The 23,653-nt window shown below is 71.0% G+C and carries 8 protein-coding genes; 2 read left to right on the forward strand and 6 right to left on the reverse strand.

Features of this window, described 5'->3' with window-relative positions; translation table 11 throughout:
- Window positions 1-183: 183 nt before the first annotated feature.
- Window positions 184-486: a hypothetical protein gene (locus tag IJ15_RS0109190; protein ID WP_031938041.1), complete on the forward strand. Its 303-nt coding sequence runs from the start codon at window positions 184-186 to the stop codon at window positions 484-486.
- Window positions 487-584: 98 nt separating this feature from the next.
- Here the strand turns inward: IJ15_RS0109190 and IJ15_RS0109195 are convergent, their stop codons facing one another.
- Both IJ15_RS0109195 and IJ15_RS0109200 read right to left on the reverse strand, forming a co-directional pair.
- Entirely contained in the window at window positions 585-1,079 is a 495-nt protein-coding gene (locus IJ15_RS0109195; RefSeq protein WP_031938042.1) for an OsmC family protein, read from the reverse strand.
- Between the two features lie 266 nt (window positions 1,080-1,345).
- Window positions 1,346-2,974 (reverse strand): acyl-CoA dehydrogenase family protein, encoded by a 1,629-nt coding sequence (locus IJ15_RS0109200; RefSeq protein ID WP_031938043.1) that lies wholly within the window; start codon window positions 2,972-2,974, stop codon window positions 1,346-1,348.
- Window positions 2,975-3,092: 118 nt separating this feature from the next.
- On the opposite strand from IJ15_RS0109200, the gene IJ15_RS0109205 reads away from it, so the two are divergent.
- Window positions 3,093-4,589, forward strand: coding sequence for a class I adenylate-forming enzyme family protein (locus IJ15_RS0109205; protein WP_031938044.1), 1,497 nt, complete (start codon window positions 3,093-3,095; stop codon window positions 4,587-4,589).
- Window positions 4,590-4,638: 49 nt separating this feature from the next.
- On the opposite strand, the gene IJ15_RS0109210 is transcribed toward IJ15_RS0109205, so the two are convergent.
- From IJ15_RS0109210 to IJ15_RS0109225, 4 genes are all read right to left on the reverse strand, one after another.
- Complete coding sequence (locus IJ15_RS0109210; RefSeq protein ID WP_031938045.1) at window positions 4,639-5,043, reverse strand: DUF1801 domain-containing protein; 405 nt, start codon at window positions 5,041-5,043, stop codon at window positions 4,639-4,641.
- Between the two features lie 105 nt (window positions 5,044-5,148).
- Window positions 5,149-6,579: a Mut7-C RNAse domain-containing protein gene (locus IJ15_RS25565; RefSeq protein ID WP_197059789.1), complete on the reverse strand. Its 1,431-nt coding sequence runs from the start codon at window positions 6,577-6,579 to the stop codon at window positions 5,149-5,151.
- 27 nt (window positions 6,580-6,606) lie between these two features.
- Window positions 6,607-6,990: a VOC family protein gene (locus tag IJ15_RS0109220; RefSeq protein ID WP_031938047.1), complete on the reverse strand. Its 384-nt coding sequence runs from the start codon at window positions 6,988-6,990 to the stop codon at window positions 6,607-6,609.
- A gap of 102 nt (window positions 6,991-7,092) precedes the next feature.
- On the reverse strand, window positions 7,093-23,574 hold the full coding sequence (locus IJ15_RS0109225) for an amino acid adenylation domain-containing protein (RefSeq protein WP_031938048.1): 16,482 nt from the start codon (window positions 23,572-23,574) through the stop codon (window positions 7,093-7,095).
- Window positions 23,575-23,653: the final 79 nt, after the last annotated feature.

Below are 23,653 nucleotides of genomic sequence, written 5' to 3' on the forward strand. Positions count from 1 at the left end.
GTCGACTACATCGACGAACACAAGCAGGAGTACGGCGCCCCCGCCGATCTGCCGCGCGCTGACCGCACACGGCTGCAAGATCGCGCCGTCTTACCTACTGTGACACCTGCGCCCGCCGGCGGCAGTCCTCGAACGGCAGGTCCGCGGCGAGGAACTCACCTGCACCCTATCGAGAGGCTCCAGGTGTTCACGACCAGTCTGAACTCGCGGCAGTACGAGAAACTCCGAGGCATCACCTGGGCCATGTGCGGCGTCGCCGTGTTCTCCGGCATTGCGCTGCTCACCAGCGCGCTGCTCGGCTACGCCAGAGGTGTCGACGGAGCTGTCACGATGTTCGTACTGTCTGTCGGCGGCGTGAGCTCCGGTGTCCTGGAGACTTTGTCACGGAGACGACGCGGAACCGGCGCACCGATCGTCTTCCTGATCGTGAACTTCGCACTCACGGCAGTGGGCGTCTGGCTGTTGACCGGTCTCCTCCCCCGCTGAACCCTGATCCACCCCAGGGCCGCTCGGGCATGTCTGACAGCACGCGGGTACAGGCAACACTGGCCGTTCCGCCGGTTGTCAGAGGGACGGTGTCTGCGTCAGCACTCGACCCGGGTGGTGGGCCGGTGCCGGACCGCGAAGTTCACCGACCGGGCGATGAAGCACATCTCGTTCGCCTTTTGATGCAGCGACTCGATCTGGGCCAGCAGGTCCGCGCCCAGGACGTCTCGGGAATTCCGGTCGCGCACCGTGACGTCGGGGTTGAGCGTGACTTCGGTGAACTGCCCTGCACCGCTGGGTTCCTCGGCCATCGTCCCTACGGGACGGTCGGTGTACCCGATGACCACGATTCCGGCGGACGCGGCCAGACTGAGGAACCAGAGCATGTGACACTGAGCCAGCGATGCGACCAGCAGTTCCTCAGGGTTCCACCGCGCGGGGTCACCTCGGAAGGCGGGGTCGGAGCTGCCAGGTAGGTCGGGCTTCGCTGGGGCCGACACCCGATGCTCGCGGTCATAGGCGCGGTGATCGGCTGTGCCGACGCCCCGATTTCCAGTCCAGGCGACGGTGAGGGTGTAGTGGTGTTCGCGCACGCGCCGATCCTCTCAGACCAATGCGAGCTACCGGCCACCGTCCGGGAAGTACTGGTCTGATCGCGGCTTTCAGCCATTACCTGGACCCGTACGTGTCGCTCCCCCACCACAGTCGATTCATGGGGCGAACAGTAGACGGTGGGCGGCCGCGAACCCGCCCCGAACGGGTCCGCGGCGACAAGGTGTCCTGCGCTCGCGATCGTCTACCGCGCCGCGGCCGCCCTGAACGCGGTCGTCGCATGGAGCCGCAGATTGTCCGACATGCGCTAAGCGCGCGCGGCGATCGCCGCGACGTCCAAACCGTCTGGCAGTGTGCCGTATTCGAAGGCTCGGTCCTCGCCGAGGCGGGCAGCGACGAAGCCCTCGGCGACGGCGGTGGGCGCCTCGCGCAGCAGCAGCGACGCCTGCAGCGCCAGCGCCATCGACTCGACGGCGCGGCGGACCCGCCCCTGTGCGGCGTCGGGCTCGGCCGCGAGTTCGGCGAGTTGGCGGCGCATCTTGGCGAGATGCGCGTCGAAGGTCTTCGACGTGCCGGCGGCCAGCGCGACCTCGTTGTCGAATGCGGTCACGGACTCCGGCTCGCGGGCCATGGCGCGCAGCACGTCCAGGGCGATGACGTTGCCGGAGCCCTCCCAGACGGCCATCACCGGCTGCTCGCGGTAGCGGCGCGCGAGCGGGAACAGCTCGGTGTAGCCGTTGCCACCGAGGCACTCGAGCGATTCGTAGGCGTGGTTCGGGCCGCGCTTGCACACCCAGTACTTCGACACGGCGGCCGCGAGGCGGCGGAAAGAGGCCTCCTCGCCGGACTCGTCGTCGTGCGCGGCGGCGAGACGCATGGCCGTCCACGTCGCGGCCTCGGACTCGAGCTGCAGATCCGCGATGACCGCGGTCATCGCGGGCTGATCGATCAGCGTCTTGCCGAACGCGGCCCGGTGCCGGGCGTGCCAGGCCGCTTCGGCGACGGACTGCCGCATGCCGGCCGCCGAGCCGTAGACGCAATCCAGTCGGGTGCGGTTGACCATCTCGATGATGGTGGGCACACCGCGGCCGAGTTCGCCGACGAGCCAGCCGATGGTGCCGTCGAGTTCGATCTCCGACGACGCGTTGGACTTGTTGCCGAGCTTGTCCTTGAGGCGCTGGATACGGAAGACGTTGCGCTCGCCGTCGGGCAGCACACGCGGCACCAGGAAGCAGGTCAGCCCGGCGCTGGTCTGAGCGAGCACCAGGAACGCGTCGGACTGCGGCGCGGAGCAGAACCACTTGTGTCCGGTCAGCGCCCAGGTGCCGTCGGCGAGGGCCTCCGCGCGGGTGGTGTTCGCGCGGACGTCGGAGCCGCCCTGCTTCTCCGTCATCGCCATGCCGAAGATCGCGCTGGACTTGCCGGCGACCAGTCGCGGATCGTACTCGCGGGAGTAGACGCGCGGCAGCCAGACGTCGGCGAGTTCCGGGGTGAGTGCGAGCGACGGCACCGCGGCGTGGGTCATCGAGACCGGGCAGGTGTGTCCCGGTTCGATCTGCGCGAACTGCATGAAGATGCCCGCCCGCACGACGTTGGCACCGGGCCGCGGATCCGCCCAGGCCCGGGTGTGGGCGCCGTGCTTGACGGACTCGGCGTAGATGCGGTGGTACGCGGGATGGAAGTCGACGGCGTCGATGCGGTTGCCCCAGCGGTCGTGGGTGCGCAGTTCCGGGGTGAACGTGTTCACCAGGTCCGCGTCCTGCTGGTAGGACTCGCTGCCGACGAGCGCGCCGACCTCCGCGAGTTCCGCAGCGCCCCAGTCACCGCCGTAGCGCCCGACGGCCTCGACGAGCGCCGGGTTCGAGGTGTACTCGTTCACGTCGACGCGCGGTGCCGACTGGTTGAACACCTCATGGGTGACATGGGTCTTGGTCATGGCAGCTGCACTCCGATCGCTGGTCGACGAAATCGAAGGTTCCCCTTCACAGCAAGCATTGAATCATGGTTCAATGCTTGTCGGCAATGCCCGCCGCGACGACAATTCGGGAGCATCCTTGAACCTGAACACCCTCCTCGAGTCCTCCGCCCGGAAGTTCCCCACGAAGGACGCGCTGATCCATGTCGACCGGCGCGTGAGCTATGCCGAACTGCTCTCGGCGAGTCGCCGCGCGGCCACCGTCTTCGCCGAGGCGGGGGTCCGCCGAGGTGACCGGGTCGCGGTGATGACCACCAACACCCCCGAGTTCGTCATCGCCGCGTTCGGCATCTGGCGGGCCGGCGGCGTCCTGGTGCCGGTCAACCACAAACTGCAGGTCCCCGAGGTGCGCTACACGATCGAGCACAGCGGCGCCCGGGTCGGCGTGGTGGGCTCCGCCTTCGCCGAGATCGTCACGGCCGCCGCACCGGAGACCACCTGGCTCACCACCGACGCCTTCCGTCGGGCCGTCGATCAGGCGCCGGAATCCGACGGCGTCGCCGTCACCGAGGACGACCTCGCGCAGGTGCTCTACACCTCCGGCACCACCAGCGCCCCCAAGGGTTGCGAGCACACGCACCGCAGCATCGCGTCCGTGCCGCCGCTGATCGCCTCCACCATCCCGCTGACGCGGGACGACCGGATGCTGATCGCGATGCCGATCTGGCACGCGTCGCCCCTCAACAACTGGATGCTCACCACGCTCTTCCTCGGCGGCACCGTCGTGCTCCTCGAGGAGTACGACCCCATCGCGTTCCTGGAAACGGTGCAGGAGCACAAGGTCACCGCGTTCTTCGGCGCACCCGTCGCCTACCTGGCACCACTGCAGGTCTGCAAGGCCAAGGGCCTGGACTTCACGTCCTACGACCTGTCGAGTGTCGACAAGTGGATCTACGGTGGCGCGCCCCTGGGCGAGGAGACCGCCCGGATGCTGGTCGAGGCCTACCGCACCGATCGGTTCTACCAGGTGTACGGCATGAGCGAGATGGGCCCGGTGGGCACCGCGCTGTATCCGGACGAGCAGCTCACCCGTGCCGGCTCGATCGGCCGCGGCGGCATGCCCGGCGTCGACCTGCGCGTCGTGACACCGAACGGGTCCGACGCGAAAGCCGGTGATACCGGCGAGATCTGGATGCGCGCCGACACCCGCATGCGCGGCTACCTGGGCAACCCGGCCGCGACGGCGGACGCATTCACCGACGGCTGGTACCGGACCGGCGACGTCGCCCGCATCGACGAGGACGGATTCCTGTTCATCGTCGACCGTCTCAAGGACGTCATCATCGTCGGCGGCGAGAACGTCTACTCGCAGGAGGTCGAGGAGTCGCTGCGCGCGCACCCCCGGATCGCGGACGTCGCCGTGATCGGGCGACCGGACCCGCAGTGGGGCGAGATCGTCGTGGCCGTGGTCGTCACCTCCGACGGCGCCGACCTGAGTATCGAGGAGATCCGGGAGTACCTCGCGGACAAGCTCGCCCGCTACAAGCTGCCCCGCGAGGCGATCACCGTCGACACACTGCCGCGCAACCCGTCGGGCAAGCTCACCAAGCACACGATCCGCGACACGGTGCTCTGATCGGAAGCTGTCGCCCCGCACCGTAGAACGTCGGTGCGGGGCGAGGCGGTCACCGTCCTGCGTTCAGTTCGACGGCGGAGCGGACGAGCGCCGCAAAGGCCTTCTCGTCGATCTCGTCGCCTTCGTGGAAATCGATGGCGCGTCTGGTGCTTCCTTCGAGGCTGGAGTTGAACAGCCCCGCGGGGTCGTCCAGCGACGCACCCTTGGCGAAGGTCACCTTCACGGCGTTCTTGTACGTCTCACCGGTGCAGATCATTCCGTCGTGCGACCACACCGGGACTCCGCGCCACTTCCACTCCTCGACCGCGTCGGGGTCGGCCTGCACGATGAGGGCTCGGATCCGGGCGAGCATCTCGCCGCGCCAGTCGCCGAGTTCCTCGATCCTCGCGTCGATCAGTCGAGAAGGGGCATCCTGTCCCGCTCCGTCGTCAGAGCTGTGCGTCGTCTGCTTCACAGGTTGCGGCCGTCCTCTCACGATCCACGAATGGTGTCGCCCACGTGCCACCCGAGTATCCCCGTCGGAGGGCGCGGCCGCATCGCGAATCGCCCCGATCCAGGACTACCCCCAGAAGTCGGTCTTCGTGTACTCGGTGAGCGGCGAGAACTCCAGGCCGCGCAGCTCCGCCGCCTCGCAGGCGCGTTTGAACTCGTCGGTGCAGACGAGTTTGTAGTCGACGTCGGTGCAGATGAAGGCGGCGGCAGTGGGAACTCGCTCCTCCGCGATCTCGAACCTGGCGACAGATTCGAACATCGGCGCGTCGGGGAAGTTCCGATGACGGGACGGCTCACCGCTGACGAGATCGAGTTCGAGTTCGACGTCGGATGCCGCCACGTCGATCACCGACGCCCACTCACCCCAGCGCAGGTAGCTGTACCGCTTCGCCGTCGGCACCCCGCCGGACTGCAGTACTCGCACCGGCACCGTCACGAGCCGGAGTCCGAAGCCACGGCAGATCCGCAGGAACTGCTCTGATGCGAGCCAGTTGACGCCCCAGTAGTCGACGTCGAGCCGCCGATTCGTCGTGACGAGTTCGTAGTCCGACTCGACCGGCGCCTCGGCGGGCTCGGGATCGAACGCGTTCCAGTTCCACGGCCGGTTGAGCTTTCCCTTGAGAACCGGTGGGCAACCCGGCTCCCCGGCAACGTACTCGACGATCCACAGCCTCATGGCCTCATTCTGCACCGTTGCCTGCGGTGTGCTGCCGTCCTCCTGGAGCCACACCCCGATCTCCGCCAGGCGCGCCCGCAGACGGTCGAGATGCCCACCCGGCCAGTACAACTGCCCGCAGTCCCGGCAGCGACTGAATCTCTTCTGCTCCCGCAGGACGCCGCTGGGTACGCGCCCGCGTGCCAGCGCGGGTGTCGCCGGTCCGATCAGCCCGTTGCAGCGGGCGCACCGCGTGAGCGGCGCGATGCGCTCCTGCAGGTGGAACCGGTCGAGCACCTCGCGCAGTTGGCGCCGGGAATCGGTCTCGTGCAGGAAGCCGCCGTGGACGAGTGCCGCCCGCCGGAGCAGGCCGACGTCCCGGGTCAGCAGGATCCGATCCTCCCGGCGCGACAGCGCGAGCAGTTCGTCGTCGCCGCTGTCGTTGCGGTACCGAGTGTCGAATCCGAGCAGCCTCAGGTAGCGCGCGAGATGGCCGAGGTGCACGTCGAGGACGAATCGCGGCTGCGGCAACGGCGGGCGCAGCGGCGGGGCCCCCGGCAGTTCGAGCGTCTGGAACGCCGGATACACCGCGACGCGTTCCCCGCCGGCGAGTCGATGGTCGAAGGCCACGGGGTCGCCGTCGACGAGGATCAGATCGACCTCGGTGTGTGGGACACCGAGTGATTCGATCCGATCCTTGACCGACGGCGTCCCGTCGAAGGCATGCTCGAAGCTCCGCCGGCGTTGTGCGGGCCGCAGAAACTCGTCCAGCTCCCCGTAGAAGCGGAACTCGCACCTATGTCGATCCCTCACCGGTACCGCACCGAGCGGGGCGTCGCCCACCCGCCTACCTTCGCCGTCTCCGCCCCTCTACCCGCCGGAACCGTACGGGCGGGTGAGGATCTCGAGGTTGTGTCCGGCCGGGTCCCGGAAGTAGACGCCGCGACCACCGTCGTTCCGATTGAAGGTGCCCGGCCGGGTCCGGTGCGGATCGGCCCAGTGCTCCATCCCCTGGTCGAGGATCCGTCCGTAGATGCGGTCGAAGTCGTCCTCGCTGACGAGGAACGCGTAGTGCTGCGGCAGGACGTCGATCGGCGGATCCGCGAAGTCGAGAGTGACGCCGTGCTCCAGCACGACCGCCAGGAACGGACCGGCCGGAACCGGGTCCGGCAGGCCGAAGAGCGAGGTGAGGAAGTGCGCGGACACGTACTTGTCGTGCGCGAAGACGATGGTGTGATTGAACGAGACGGCCATGGAAGACCCCTTGTGCTACGACGCCTCCATGCCTGACGCAGTCCGTCATCGGCACGCGACGCTGCGCACCATCCAAGCACCGATCGCGGTTGTCCCGCAAGATCATCGGACGTCGCCGTCCAGACAGGCACCGACGATCGGTCCGATCTCCGCGAGCGCCTCGGGTGTGGTGAGCCTGTTGTGCGTGTGGCTGACCGGATGGACCCGGACAGCACCGGACACGAAGCGATCCCACGGCGTCCGCGACCGTCCCGATCCGCCGTCGGCCGCGATGTAGACGAGATCGCCGTCGAACTCCGCCGGCCGGTACGCCTGCCCGAGGCCGACGGTGTGGACGTAGTCGGCGTACAGCCGGCGCAGATCGTCGGCGGTCAGCGACGCGTACGGTCCGCCGCTCTGCCGCAGCAACTGCTCCGCACGTTCTGGGGTGAGGTCGCCGTCGGGGCCGTCGATCTCGTCGATTCCCGCAAACTCGGCGAACAGCATGCCCAGGCTCGGGGTACGGGACGCCTCCGGGACCGAGTCGGCGGTCTGCGTGTCCAGCATGATCAGGGTCCCGACCTCCTCGTCGAGGTCCCGTAGCCGGACGGCCATCGCGTGGGCGATGGCGCCGCCGACCGAGTACCCGAGCAGGTGATAGGGACCGTGGGGGCGTACCCGCCGGATCAGCTCGACGTACTCGCGGGCCAGTGCCTCCATCGACCCGGGATCGTGGTCGACGTCGACCGTTCCCGGCGACTGCAGGCCGTACACCGGACGCCCGGACGGCACGTACGGCACGAGTCCGGTGTAGCAGCCCACCAGTCCGATCGCCGGATGCACACAGAACAGCGGGTTGCCCCCGTCGCCGGCCCGCATCCTGAGCAGGTTCCCCGACTGTTCCGGCGTTCCGGCGTCCCCCGCGATACGCCGCGCGATCACGGCGGGCGTCGGGTCACCGAACACCCACTGCATCGGCAGTGCCCGGTGCAGTCGCGACTGCACCTCGGCGACCACCCGCACGGCGCTGAGGGAGTTGCCCCCGAGTTCGAAGAAGTTGTCGTCGATGCCGACCCGCTCGGCGCCGAGGACGTCGGCGAACACCTGGCACAGCACGCGCTCGACGTCGGTGCGCGGCGGCCGGTACTCCCCCGCCGTGAACGCCGGCGCGGGCAGCGCGGCGCGGTCGAGTTTGCCGTTCGAGTTCATCGGCACCTCGTCGAGGATCGTGATCGCCGACGGCACCATGTAGGCCGGCAGCGACGTCGCCGCGAACTTCCGCAGGGCGGCACCGTCGACGGCACCGTCCGAGGTGAGCCGGACGTACGACACCAGCACCGTCTCCCCGTTGGGCGCGTCGTGGCCGAGGGACGCGGCGAACTCCACCTCCGGGTGCGCGGTGAGGGCGGCGTCGACGTCCCCGATCTCGATGCGCAGTCCACGGATCTTGATCTGGAAGTCGGTGCGTCCCACGTACTGCAGGCCCCGCCCGCCGCAACGACGCACGAGGTCACCGGAGCGGTACATCCGAGACCCGTAGTCCCCGAAGGGATTCGCGACGAATCTCTCCGACGTGAGTGCCGGCTGTCCCCGATAGCCGCGGGCCAGGCACGGGCCGAACAGGTACAGTTCGCCCTCACCGCCGTCGGGCACCGGGCGCATCCAGCAGTCGAGGACGACGGCGCCGACACCGGAGCGGGGCACCGGTCCGCCCATCGTGATCGGCGTTCCGGGCTCGAGCGGGTCGCTGGTCGTCACGCACACGGTGCACTCGGTGGGACCGTACGCGTTGAGCAACCGGGTGCGGTGCGCCCACGCGTCCACCAGCTCGGCACCGAACAGTTCGCCGCCCACCTCGATCACCTCGACGTCGGGCAGCGACCCCGGCTCGATCGTCCCGCACACCGCGGGGGTCACCAGCAGATGCGTGATCCGTTCCTCCCGCGCGTACGTCGCGAGCTCGGCGCCCGCGTACAGGTCGGGCGGCGCCACCACCAATGTCGCGCCGGCACCGAAGGCGAGCATCAGTTCGAGGATCGAGACATCGAAACTCGGGGAACACACGTGCAGGACCCGCGAGTCCGGACTCGCGCCTTGATGATCCACCTGCGCGGCGGTCAGGTGCGGCAGCCCGGCGTGCGACACGACGACGCCCTTGGGTGCACCGGTGGATCCGGACGTGTAGATCAGGTAGGCGGGGTCGGCCATGCGGACCGGATGGGTGCGCTCGTCGTCGCGGATCGGCAGCGCCGAGCGACGGTCCAGGTCGAGTCCGTCCAGGGCCACCCAGTCGACGCCGCCCGGAAGCACGTGGTCGCCGGTCGCGGTGAGACCGACCGCGGCGCCGCAGTCCTCGAGCATGTACTCGATGCGCCCCGCCGGCAGTTTCGGGTCGATCGGCACGGGCGCCGCACCGCTCTTGGCGACCGCCCACGTGGCCGTCACCGACTCGGCCGAACGCGGCACCGCGACCGGCACGAAGTCCTCCGGGCCGACGCCCCGGTCGACCAGTTCCCGCGCCAGCCGCGTGGAGCGCTCGTCGAGTTCACGATAGGTGGTGTCGGTTCCATTCCAGCGCAACGCGATCGCATCGGGATCGCGGGAGGCGGCATCCGCGAGGATCTGCGGCCAGGTCCGCGGCGGCACCGACGCCGCCTCCGCGACGTCGACGAGTTCCGCGCGGCGGGCACCGCCGAGCAGATCGATCCGTCCCACCGGGGTGTCGGGGCGGTGCGCCACGGTCTCGACGACGCGCCGCAGTCGCTGCGCGAGATCCTCGACGTCGGCCGGATCGAGTGCGTCCGGCGAGTACCGCAGCCGCATCCGCAACCGCGTGTCCTCGAACGCCATCAGCGACAGCGGATAGTGCGTCGAATCATTGCCGACGACGCCGGTCACCCGCAGTCCGGTGCGGTCGGTGAGCCGGTCGAGTGCACCGGGGTCCATCGGATACGACTCGAACACCATCGCGGTGTCGAACAGTCCACCGAACCCGGCCGCCTGCTGGATCGCGGTGAGCCCGAAGTGCTCGTGCGCCATCAGTGCGGTCCGCTCCCGTTGCAGCCGCACCAGCAACTGGCGCACGGTCTCGTCGGGATCGAGCCGCACTCGCACCGGCACCGTGTTGATGAACAGCCCCACCATCGCCTCGGCGCCCGCGACCATCGGCGGGCGACCGGAGACCGTGGTGCCGAACACGACGTCGGTCCCGGCGCTCATCTCGCCGAGGAGGATGCCCCACGCCACCTGCAGGACGGTGTTGACGGTCACCCCCACCGTCTCGGATGTCCGCACCAGAGCCGCAGCGGTCGAATCATCCAGTGGCACAGTCTCGCTCGCACTCGCCGACAGCTGCCGCCCGGCCGCATGGGGGGCGGCCAGCGTCGGTCCGGGCAGCCCGGACAGCGCCGTCGCCCAGGCTCGTGCCGCGGCGACCGCGTCCCGCGAGACCAGCCACGCGAGGTAGTCCCGGTACGGCGGCGCCGCCCGGTCGAGGGGTGTGCCGCCGTTTGCGTACAGGTCGAACAGATCCGCCACCAGCAGCGGCGCGGACCAGCCGTCCAGCACGATGTGGTGGTTGGTGATCACCAGTCGGTGGGACCGACCGCCGACATCGATCAGCAGGAAGCGGATCAGCGGCGCGGCGCGCATGTCGAAGTGGCGGCCGCGATCACGGTCGATCACGGCGTCACCGTCCGCTGCGGTGGCGACGGTGACCGCCGACCAGTCGACGGGAACGTGGTCCAGCAGCACCTGCACGACACTGCCGTCGTCCCGGTTGTCGAACACCGTGCGCAGGCTCGCGTGCCGGTCCAGCAGTGCCTGCGCCGCCGCGGCCATCCGCGGTCCGTCCATGTCACCGTCGAGGTCCAGGACCAACTGGACGTGGTAGGCGTCGACGTCCTCCTGCGCCAGCAGCGCGTGGAAGAGCAACCCCTCCTGCAGCGGAGTCGGTGGCCACACGTCGACGACACCGCGGTGCGCGCGTTCCCAGCGCGCGATCTCCGCGCGCGTCGCGGGAACCAGGTCCAGATCCGACGGGGTGAGGCCCCCGCTCGCCGGGTCGCCGAGGTGCTCGGAGAGTTCGCCGAGCGCGTCCTCCCACAGCGTCACGAACTCGCGGGTGGCGTCCGCGTCGAGCACCTCGCGCGCGTGCCGGATCTTCGCGATCAGTTGCGGGCCCGCCGGACCGTCGGCGATGTAGGCGTCCACCGCGAGGGTGGTCGGCACCGGGCCGTCGCTACCGGCGGCGGAGGCGGGGCCGGAATCCGCGGCGCCGACCGCCGCACTCCAGTCCCCGGACGCGTCCCCCGCCAGTCGCCCGAGATAGTTGACCGAGATCTGCGGGGTGGCGAGGGCGGCGAGGGCGGGACCGGTGTCCGGGTTGAGGTACCGCAGCAGTCCGTAGCCGATGCCGTGACCGGGGACCGCGCGCACCTGCTCCTTGACGGTGCGCAGAACGTCGCCCGGGTCCGCGGGGTCGACGTCGGTGAGGTCGAGGCGGATCGGATACGCGGTGGTGAACCATCCGACGGTGCGGGACAGGTCGGCCCCGGGCACGGCGTCCTCGTCCCGGCCGTGCCCTTCGACGGACACGACGGCACGCACCCACCGTCCGACACCGCCCCACCGGTTCCACCGTGCCGCCGCGATCGCCGTCGCACACAACACCGCATCGCCCGGTGTCGCCCGGTAGGCCTCGGGCAGGCGATCGAGCAACCGCCGAGTGACCTCGACGGTCTGGCTCACCTCGAGTTCGCCGACGGAGGTGTCCGTGTCCGGATCGAACCGGTGATCGCCGAGCACCGGGTCCGGTGGCACGAGCGTGTCCGTCCACCAGTCCATCTCGGCAACACGATCCGGTGCGGTGGCCGCCACCGCGAGTTCGTGCGCCCACGTCCGCATCGAGGTGCCGACCGAGGGCAATCGGGGTTCCCGGCCGGAGCGGATCTGCTCCGACGCGGACACCAGATCGGGCAGCAGGATCCGCCACGACACCCCGTCGACCACCAGGTGGTGGATCGCGACCGACAGCCGGCCCGCGCGGCCGGGTCCCGCGTCGCACCACACCGCCTGCACCATCACACCGCTCGCCGGGTCGAGACGATCGATCGCCGAGACCCGCTCCCGCGCCGCCACCGAGTCGAGGTCACTGTCGACGACATCCGAGCAGTCCACCCGCCGCAGACACTCGCCGACCACCACCGTGCCCGGTTCGGGGACCTCGAGGTGCAGGTCGGTGCCCGCGCCGATCCGGCGGGCCCGCAGCATGTCGTGCCGGTCGAGCACCTCCTGGAAGGCGCCGGCGAGGTCGGCGGCGGACAGTTCCGCCGGGACCGCAACGGTGACCGACTGCGAGAAGTGGTCCCAGTTCCCGCCGCGCTCGGCCAGCCAGCGGACGATCGGTGTCGGCTCGACCGGGCCGACACCGCCGCCGTCCAGCTCGTCGAGCACCGGACGTCCGCCCGGTTCGCCTCCGGCCCGGATCACCGTGGCCAGTCCCGCCACCGACGGGTGCTCGAAGACGTCCTGCGGGGTGAGCCCGAACCCGCTCGCCCGGGCTCGCGACACCAGCGAGATGACGGTGATCGAGTCGCCGCCGAGCACGAAGAACGAGTCGTCCGCCGCTACCTCCGGCACGCCGAGCGCCTGCGCGAACAGCCCGGCCAGCGCCTCCTCGACCTCCCCGGCCGGCCGGCGGCCACCACCGGCGAACGCCCCGAAATCCGGTTCCGGCAGCGCCTTCCGGTCGATCTTGCCGTTGACCGTGACCGGCAGTGCGTCGAGCACCGTCACCGCGGCCGGCACCATGTAGGACGGCAGCAACGTCTCCACCTGCCGACGGACCTCGACCGGGTCGAGGGTGCGACCCGCCGCGGGAACCACGTACCCGATGAGCCGATCGCTGCCGGCACTGCCGCCACGTTGCGCGACGACCACGGCCTGCGTCACCCCGTCACACCGCAGCAGGGCCGACTCGAGTTCGCCGAGTTCGATCCGGAACCCACGCACCTGCACCTGGAAATCGCTGCGCCCCAAGAACTCCAGTTGCCCGCCGGGGCCGCGGCGGCCCAGGTCGCCGGTCCGGTAGAGCCGCCGCCCACCGCCGCGGCCGTCCGCGACGAACCGGGTGGCGGTCAGGCCCGGCCGTCGGATGTAGCCGCGCGCCACGGCCTCACCGGAGAGGTAGATCTCTCCCACCACCCCGTCCGGGACCGGGTGCAGACGTGCGTCGAGCACGTGCAGGCCGACGCCCGGGATGCCCCGGCCGATCACGGTGCCGGAGATCCCGGTCAGCGAGGCACGGTCGAGCGCGGCCGCACTGTCGATGACCGTGGCCTCGGTGACCCCGTACATCTCGAACACCCGTCCCGCGCTGCCCGGGCAGCGGTCGTACCAGCGGGCGACCTGTTCGAGTGCGAGTTCCTCGCCACCGACGAACACGTAGCGCAGGGGCAGATCGGCGGTGTCGCGATCCACCAACTGGTAGAACGACGCGGGGGTCTGGTTGAGCACCGTGATCCGTTCGCGGCGCAGCAGGGCGACGAAGTCCTCCGGAGTCCGCGCCGTCACGGGGTCCACGAGCACCGCGGTTGCACCGCTCGCCAGCGGGCCCCATACCTCCCACACCGCCACGTCGAACGCGAACGAGTGGAAGATCGTCCACGCGTCGGTGGCGCGCAGATCGAACAACGACTTCCCGTTCGCGAGGAGGGCCACCGCGCTGCGGTGCGTCACCTGCACGCCCTTCGGCCGGCCCGTCGACCCTGAGGTGTAGATGACGTACGCGGTGTTGTCCGGGCGCAGGGCCGCGGTGCGCTCGGCGCCCTGCAGCGGCGCCGGTGAGAGACGTTCGAGTTCGACGCGGGTCGCGCCGTCGTCGAGCAGCAGCAACGGGGCCGTCACCGGGTCCAGCGCGGCGGCCGCATCCACGGTGGTCACCACGCACGCAGGTGCGGCGTCGCCGAGCACCAACGCGATCCGCTCGGCGGGTGATCCGGTGTCGACGGGCAGGTAGGCGGCGCCGGTCGCGACGGTGGCGACGATCGCCACCATCATCTCCGTCGATCTCGGAAGCACCAGTGCCACAACAGTTTCCGGACCCACACCACGACTCACGAGCAGGCGCGCGAGCCGGTTCGCGGACGCCGCGAGGTCCGCGTACGTGAGCCGGGTGCCGCCGGACACCACGGCCGTCGCGTCCGGGTGCTCGGCAGCAGTGGCCGCGAACACGTCGGCGAGGGTGTCCATCCCCGTCGGGGCTCCGGTGAGCACCGCCGATCCGATCGCCGATCCGATCGCCGACCGCTCGTGGGCCGTGAGCAGGTCGATGTCACCGACCGGACGGTGCGGGTCCACCGCGGCGGCGCCGAGGATCCGGTGCAGCCGGTCGGCGAATCCTCGGACGGTGCCGTCGTCCCACAGGTCGGTCGCGTACGTGAGGTCCAGGCGCATGCCCTCCGGGGCGCCGTCCGGGTCGAACGACTCCGACACGCTCAGCTGCAGATCGAACTTCGAGACCCCGAGGTCCCGCTCGATCGGTTCGACGTCGAGGCCCGGCAGCCGCAGGTGGTCGGTCATGTCGGCGCGGTACTCGACGAGCACCTGGAACAGCGGCGCATACGACGTCGACCGGGTCGGGGCCAACTCGTCGACGAGACGTTCGAACGGCAGGTCGGTGCGCGCGAAGGCGCCGAGGTCGACCTCGCGGACCGTGCTCAGCACGTCGGAGAATCCGGCACCGGTGTCAATCGGTGTCCGCAGCACGAGGGTCCCGACGAACATGCCGACCACGTCGTCCAGCCCGGCCTCCCCGCGGCCGGAAACGGGGGTACCGATGACGATGTCGCTGGTGCTCGACAGCCGGGCGACGAGCACCGCGAGCGCGGCGTGCGCGACCATGAACATGGTCGCGTTGCCCCGGCGCGCCAGATCGGCGAGCGCGGTGTGGGTCGCCCGGTCGACGTCGACACCGACGATGGCGCCGCGCAGCGACTGCCGCGGTGGGCGCGGCCGGTCGGTGGGTAGCGGGACCAGATCGGGGATGCCGTCGAGCGTCCGGCTCCAGTAGTCGAGCTGCCGCGCGTAGCGCGATTCCGGATCGTCGGGCGACCCGAGCAGCTCCCGCTGCCACAACGCGTAGTCGACGTACTCCACGGGCGGTGGCGGCCAGTCCGGCGGCACCCCTCGCCGGCGGGACTCGTACGCGCGCATGACGTCCCGGCCCAGAGCCGCCATCGAGTAGCCGTCGGCACTGATGTGATGTGCCGCGACGACCAGCACGTGCTCGGAGCCGGACACACGGATCAGTTCGGCCCGCAGCGGCACCTCGGTGCTCACGTCGAAGCCCGGCGACGCGAACCGCTGCAGGTGCGGGTCGAGGTCGGCGCGGAGCACCGCCACCACCGGCGGTTCGGGCACCTCGCCGATGTCGACGATCCGCTGGCTCGGTGTGCCGTCGACCACCGGGTACATCGTGCGCAGACTGGAGTGGCGGCACACGACGTCCCGGACCGCGGCGGCGAGCGCCTCCTCGTCGAGGTCGCCGCGCAGGCGCACCGCCATGACGATGTTGTAGGCGGGCGACGACGTGTCGAGTTGGTTGATCGACCACATCCGCAACTGTGCCGACGACAGCGGCAGCACGTCGGGTCGGTCGTACGGCCGCAGCACAGGCCGGTGCTCGGCGCCTGCGCCGTGCTCGACCCGCGCGGCGAGCCCGCGCACGGTCGGCGCCTCGAACAGTGCACGGACGTCGAGGTCGGCGTCGAGCGCGGCATCGAGCCGGCCGGTGACCCGCGTGGCCATCAACGAGTTGCCCCCGAGGTCGAAGAAGCTGTCGTCCAAACCGATTCGGTCGATGCCCAGCACGGACCGCAGGTGCGCGGCGACGATCGCCTCGATCGGGGTGAGCACCGCGGCGGTCGTGGCATCGACGAGGCGGGGGAAGTCGGGGGCGGGCAGCGCCCGCTGGTCCAGTTTGCCGGCGGGGGTGAGCGGGACCTCCGTGATCGGCACGATCAGCGCCGGAACCATGTGCGACGGTAGCCGGCCGGCGAGGTGACGGACCAGTTCGTCGGGGTCGACGGCCGGGTCGTCCCCGGAACGGACGTACGAGACCAGGACGGTCTCCCCCGACGGCGCGGTCCGGCCGAGGGTCGCCGCGAACTCCACCGCCGGGTGCTCGGCGAGGGCCGTGTCGATCTCGCCGAGTTCGATGCGGAACCCGCGCACCTTGACCTGCAGGTCGCTGCGCCCGAGGTATTCGAGGGTCAGGGCGGGACCGTCCCGCAGCCACCGGACGATGTCGCCCGTGCGGTACAGACGGTCACCTGGTGTGGTGCCCTCGTCCTCGCCCGTGGGGTCGTCGGTCGCCGCCACGAAGGGGCTGGCGACGAACCGTTCCGCGGTGAGACCGGGCCGCCGGTGATAGCCCCGCGCGATCGCCGGTCCGCCCAGGTACAACTCGCCCGGGACACCGATCGGGACCGGTTGCAGGCGCGCGTCGAGCACCAGCTCCACGAAGCCGAGTGTCGGGCCGCCGATGGTGACCGGGTCGTCCGGGGCGAGCGGGCCGGCGATGTTCGACATGATCGTGACCTCGGTGGGCCCGTAGGCGTTGAACATGTCGCGGCCCGACGCCCACCGGCCGACCAGTTCGGGCGGGCACGGCTCCCCCGCCACCGCCAGGGACCGCAGCGAGTCCAGGCCCTGTACGCCGTCCGGATCGAGCGACCCGAGCACGCTCGGGGTGAAGAACGCGTGCGTGTCCCGCCCGTCCGCCAGTTGCCGGGCCAGTTCCCGGCCGCCGTAGACGTCGGGTGGGGCGATCACCAGGTGCGCGCCCGACCCGAAGGCCATCAGCAACTCGAAGACGGACGCGTCGAAACTCGGCGACGTGAACTGGGAGACCCGGGAATGGGAAGTAACGGTGAGGCTTTCGCGCTCCTGCACGACGAGGTTCGCGAGACCGCGATGGGTGAGCACCACCCCCTTCGGCAGCCCCGTCGAGCCGGACGTGTAGATCAGGTAGGCCGGGTTGTCGACTCGCAGGGTCGCCGTACGGTCCGCGTCGGTGACCGGGTCCGCCGAGTAGAGCGCCAACCGGTCCCGGTGATCGTCGGAGTCGATCTCCCACCACCGGATCCGGTCGGACAGCCGGGCCCGCCGGTCCCGCACGGTCAACCCTGCCGCCGCGCCCGAGTCGCGGAGCATGTGGTCGATCCGCTCCGCCGGATACGTCGGATCCACGGGCACGAACGCGGCCCCGGTCTTCGCGACCGCCCACACCGACTCGACGAACTCGAGGGACCGGGTCAATCCCAGCGCGACGACGCTCTCCGGGCCGATTCCGGCGTCGATCAGCCACCGGGCCGTGCGCGAGGACCGGGCGTCGAGTTCGGCGTAGGTGACGGTGCGATCGCCGCACGACAGTGCGGGCGCGTCCGGGTCGAGCGCGGCCGCGTCGGTGAGGATCCCGGCCAGGGTGCGGTGCCGGCCGCCGCGGCGTCCGAGCACGGGCGCGAGTCGGTGGTAGTCGGCATCGGACAGCAGTCGCAGCCGGGCCAACGTCTGCCCGGGGTCGTCGGCGAACGCGTGCAGCACCCGCTCGAGCCGATCGGCCACCGCGTCGACCTCCACCGCGTCGAAGAGTTCGGGTGCGTAGTCGATCCGGATCTCGAGCCCGCCGTTCAGCGACGCCGCGAGTGCGAACGGATAGTGGGTGGCGTCGCGGACGGCGACGTCGGTCACCCGCATCCCGGCGAAGTCGGTGTCCGCGGTCAGTCCCGCCCGGTCGACCGGATACGACTCGAAGACGGTGATGGTGTCGAACAGAGCGGCCGCGCCGGTCGCCCGTTCGATGTCGGCGAGACCGACGTGCTCGTGGTCGAGCAGCGAGGTCTGCTCGGCGTGGACACGGTCGAGGAGTTCGCTGAGCGTCTCGGCGGGATGCAGGCGGATCCGTACCGGGATCGTGTTGATGAACAGGCCGATCATCGACTCGACGCCGTCGATCTGCGGCGGCCGTCCGGACACGATCGCGCCGAAGACCACGTCGTCGCGGCGGGTCCACGCCCCCAGCACGATTCCCCACGCCGCCCGCACGACGGTGCTGAGGGTGACCCCCCGCTCACGCGCGACCGCCTCGAGCCGGGCGGTCGCCTCGCCGGTGAGGAGCAGCCGGTCCGCCCGGGGCACCGTCGGCAACTGTCGCCCCCGCTCGAGCGGCCCCAGCAGCGTCGGCTCGTCGACGCCCGCCAACGCGTCCACCCAGCGCGCCGTCGATGCCGCGAGGTCGGCGCCCGCCAGCCAGGACAGGTACTCCCGGAACGACGGCGGCACCGGCGCCGCGCCCGGACCAGGTGCGACGTAGGCCTCGAGCAGTTCGCGCACCAGCAGTGGCACCGACCAGCCGTCGAGCAGGATGTGGTGGTGCGTCAGCACCAGTCGGTGCGCATCGGGGCCGGTGCGGATCAGCAGCCCCCGCAGCAGCGGCGACACCCCCATGTCGAAGCGCCGGGCACGGTCGTCGGCCAGCACCCGCGTGGCCGCGTCGGGGTCCACGACGTTCTCGAGGTCGGCGACCGCCCAGGGCAGTTCCACGTGTTCCGGCACCAACTGCACGGGGTCGCCGTCCGGCCCGGTGGCGAACGAGACCCGCAGGCTCGCATGACGATCCAGGAGAGTCTGAACGGCGCGGCGGACCCGGTCGACATCGACCGCCCCGCCCAGCGCGATCTCGAGTTGCACCAGGTACGGGTCGTGCGCGTCGCCCGCCAGCTCGGTCTGGAACAACAGTCCCGCCTGCAGCGGCGACAGCGGCCACACGTCGGCAAGCCCCGGGTGCTCCTGTTCGAGACGCTCGACGGTCGCCTGGTCGAGATGCACGAGCGGCAGATCCGAGGGGGTCAGGCCGCCGGCGCCGGGCCGGTCGGCCGCCGACGCGAGCGACCGGCACGCCGACCGCCACAGCTCGGCCAGGTCCTCGACGGCCCGCCGGTCGAGCACGCCACCCGGGTACGCCAGGCTCGCCCGCAACGTCGGTCCCCGATCGGTGTCGACGGTGATCAGGTTGATGTCGAGGCCGGCGGTGGCGGGCATGTCCGGTTCCACCATCGAACCCAGGTCACCGAGTTCGTCGACCGGCAGCCAGTCCCCGCCCACGCCGTGCGACGCCACCACCATCCGTCCCAGGTAGTTGATGCTGATCTGCGGTGTCGGCAACCCGTCGAGGGGGCCCGGGGCAGCGGCGTTGCGGGCGAGGTAACGCAGTATGCCGTAACCGATTCCGTGGTGGGGGGCGGCCCGCAGCTGCTCCTTGACGAGTTTGAGGGCCTCCCCCGCGACCGGCCCACCGGCGAACGCGGCGTCGAGGTCGATGCCCGCGAGGTCGAGGCGCACCGGGTGCGTGGTGGTGAACCACCCCACGGTCCGCGACAGGTCCGCTCCCGCCACCACCTGGTCCTCGCGGCCGTGCGCCTCGATCGTGAGCAGTGTCGACGCGTCCGGTGCGGCGCCGCGCCGATGACGCCAGGTGGTCAGCGCCAGGGCGAGCGCAGTGACGACGGCGTCGTCGACGCTCCCGTGCACGCTCTCCGGCACCGCGGTGGACAGTGCCTCGGTCACGGCCTGCGGCAGATCGACGGTCACGGTCTCGACGGTGTCGGCCACGTCGATCCGGGGATCCCACGGCCGACGGCCGAGGTCCGGGTCGGCGCCGGTGAGCACACCCCGCCAGTAAGCGATCTCGGCGGCATGGTCCCCGCGCGCACGCCGTCCCAGGACGTGCGCCCACGTCCGCATCGACGTCCCCACCGGCGGCAGTCGCACCGACCGCCCGTCTCGCGCCTGCTGCCAGGCAGATGCCAGGTCCGGCAACAGGATTCGCCACGACACGCCGTCGACGACCAGGTGGTGGGCCACCAGCAGCAGACGTCCCGACCGGCCCGGCCCGGCATCGCACCACACCACCTGCAGCATCCGACCGGCCGTGGGGTCGAGTCGGTCGGCGGCCTCACCGCGTGCCCGGACCAGTGCCGCGGCGGCATCGTCGGTGCCGGGGTCGGCGGTGAGCGGGAGCCGGTGCACGACGTCGGCGGCCTCGACCGTGCCCGGCGGCGGGACCTCGAAGGCCGCGGCGCCACGGTCGGGGCCGCCGACGTAGCGGGCGCGCAGCATGTCGTGGTGGTCGAGGACGGCCTGCACCGCGGTGCGCAGGTCGTCGCCGTCCAGTCCGATCGGCGAGGCCACGCACACCGACTGCGACAGCCGTGTCCACGAGCCGCCACGGTCGACGAGCCAGCGCACGATCGGTGTCGCGGCCACCGGCCCCACCCCACCGCCCGGCAGTTCCTCGAGCACCGGGGCAGGTCCGGCGAGTGCGGTGGCCACCGACGCCAGTCCCGCGACCGACGGCCGCTCGAAGACGTCGCGCGGGGTCAACGCGAGTCCGGCCGTGCGCGCGCGGGACGCCAACTGGATCGCCATGATCGAGTCGCCGCCCAATGCGAAGAACGAGTCCTCGGCGCCCACGGAGTCCGTCCCGAGGACCTCCTCGAACAGTCCGGCCAACCGCTCCTCGGCGGCCCCGGCCGGCGCCCGACCCGACCTCGACGCGGCACCGAAGTCCGGTTCCGGCAATGCCTTCCGGTCGACCTTCCCGTTCACGGTCAGCGGCAGCCGCTCGAGGACCGTCACCGCGGCCGGCACCATGTACGAGGCGAGGGTGCCCGCCACCTGCTCCCGCACCGCCGCCGGTTCCAGCACCGCACCCGACTCCGGCACGACGTACGCGATCAGTCGCACCGGGTCTGCGGGTGCGGCCCGGCGCGGCACCACGACGGCGTGCGCGACACCGGGACACTCCACGAGGGCCGCTTCGATCTCCCCGGGTTCCACCCGGAAGCCCCGCACCTGGACCTGGAAGTCGCTGCGCCCCAGGAACACCAGCTGTCCGGCGTTGTCGAGGCGGGCGAGGTCCCCCGACCGGTACATCCGGCTGCCACCGCCGGAGAACGGGTCGGCGACGAATCGCTCGGCGGTGAGTCCGGGGCGCCCGGCGTAGCCGCGGGCGACCTGCGCACCGCCGGCGTAGATCTCTCCGACGACACCGACCGGGACGGGCCGCAGTCGGCGATCGAGCAGATGCAGTCGCACACCGGGCAGTCCCCGCCCGACGACGTTGCCGCCGCCCTGCGCCGCCGACTCCGGGGTCATCGGCATCGAGCTGAGGAACACCGTGGTCTCGGTGATGCCGTACACGCCCACGAGGTCCGCCCGGTCCTCCGCATGACGCTGGAGCCACGGCACGAGACGCCGCTGGTCGTACTCGTCGCCGCCGACGAAGACCCGGCGCAGGTCGGGCAGGGAGGTGGCCGCGTCCTGCTCGGCCTCGGCCAACTGCAGGAAGGCCGCGGGCGTCTGGTTGACGACGCTCACCCGTTCGCGGCGGAGCAACTCGAGGAACACGTCCGGGGTCCGCACCGTGTCCCGATCCACCACCACCAGCGTTCCGCCGGAGGTCAGCGGGCCCCAGATCTCCCACACCGAGAAGTCGAACGCGAAGGAATGGAACATCGTCCACACGTCGGCGGCGGTGGTACCGAACGAGGCGTTCGCGTTGGTGAGCAGCGCGGCGGCACTGCGGTGGCTCACCTGCACCCCCTTCGGCCGACCGGTGGAGCCCGATGTGTAGATCGAGTACGCCGGGTGGTCCGGTCGCAGCGGGGCGATCCGGTCCGCGTCGGTCACGGGCGCGGACGGCAGCCGCGCCAGCTCGTCGCGGGTGGCGCGCGAGTCGAGGGCGACGACGGCCGCGTCGACGCCCGCCAGCTCCTCGGCGAGCGCGGCGGTCGTCAGCACACAGGTCACCCGCGCGTCCGCGAGCACATAGTCGCGGCGGGCACGCGGCGACGGGGTCTCGATCGGCACGTACGACCCGCCCGCGGCCAGGACCGCGAGCAGCGCCACGACGAGGTCCGTGGACCGTCCCGACACGACCGCCACGCGCGACTCCGGCCCGACCCCGAGCGTGACGAGTTTGCGCGCAAGACGATTCGCGTCGTCGCACAGCTCGCGGTACGTCAGCGCGTCGGCGCCGCACACCACCGCGACGCGGTCCCGGTCCGGTTCGGCGGCACGGGCCACCAGGTCGGGCAGCGTCCCGCCGCCCGGCACGCCGGGGGTGTACGACTGCGCGAGCAGTGCCGCGGTCTCCGCGGCGTCGACGAGCGGGAGTTCACCGACGGGGGCATCGGGGTCGGCGGTCACCAGTTCGCGCAGGATCCTGGCGAACCGCCGGTAGTGCCGGCCGAGGGTGGCGTCGTCGTACAGGTCGGGGTTGGCCTTGAAGTCCAGCCGGATCGTGCCGCCGTCGCCGTACCGGTAGACGTTCACCAGCAGGTCCTCGATCGGGCCCGACGACAGCACCTCGAGCGAGGTCCGGGCGTCGCCGAGGCGCAGTTCGGTCGGGAACAGCATCAGGTTGAGCAGTGGGCCCGAGAACCCGCGGCCCGACCCGCGCGTCCCGCGGTCCCGGCGCAGGTCCTCGTGCCGGTAACGCTGATGGCGCAGAGCGCCCGAGAGTCCGGCGGCGACGTCCGCCACCAGTTCCGAGACCGTGGTGCCGGTACCCACCGACACCCGCAGCGGGACGACGTTCGCGAGCGTCCCCCCGGAGCGGCGCAGCACCGCTGTCGTCCGGGAGGAGACCGGCAGGCTCAGGACGACGTCGGACGCGCCGACGTGCCGGGCGGTGTAGGCGGCGATCGCCGACGCGACCAGCACCGGGAGCGTCACCCCGTACCGGTCCTGCGCGGCCGCCAGCGCCTCGGCGACCTCGGGTTCGACCTCGGCTCCGACGTCCCGGCCGTGGGCGTGGGCCGGTGCGGCGCGGTCGGCGAGGCTGCACCGCTCGGGCATCCCGGCGGTCCGCTCGCGCCAGTAGTCGCGATCGGTTTCCCACCGCGTCGAACCGACGTACGTCGCCTCCGCCGCGTGGACCTTCTCGAGACCGGCGGCCGTGTTCGGGGGCGCGGCATGATCGGCGACGGCCGCGTTGTACAGCTCCGCCATCCGATACAGCAGCGTCGCGGCGCCCACCCCGTCGAGCGCGATGTGGTGGGTCCGCGTGTACCAGAAGTAGCGGTCGTCGGCGATCTGCAGGAGTGCGGTGATCGCGAGTCGGTCCCGGAACAGGTCGAGCGGGGTGCCGATGTCGAACCGCATCCATTCGCGTGCCGCGGCATCGGGGTCGGGTTCACCGCGCAGGTCGACCAGACGAGTGTCGGTGTCGAGGGACGGGTCGACGACCTGACGCGGATACGAATCGTGCGGAACCAGGCGAATCAGGCCCGAACCGAAATCGCGGGCCGCCTCGGAGACGGCCCGCGACAGCAGTGGGATGTCGAGCTGCCCCCGTATGTCGACGCACTGCGCAACCACCATCGGCACACTCGGGTCGAGTTGCTGGGCGAGCCACTGGCCCACCTGCGCGGGTGTCAGGGGCATCGGATCCGAACACCCTGCGCCGGGACCGGTCACCGACAGCCGATCACCGGCGTCCGGCGTGCCGGGCGCCGTCTCGACTCGAAAAGGAAGCTCCATCAGCAGGATTGCGGCTTCATACGGACCGAGAGGTCCGATTGTCGGGCTGTGGACCCGACACCGTCACCTCAGCCGGTGC

The organism is Prescottella defluvii (assembly GCF_000738775.1).
Lineage (GTDB): Bacteria > Actinomycetota > Actinomycetes > Mycobacteriales > Mycobacteriaceae > Prescottella > Prescottella defluvii.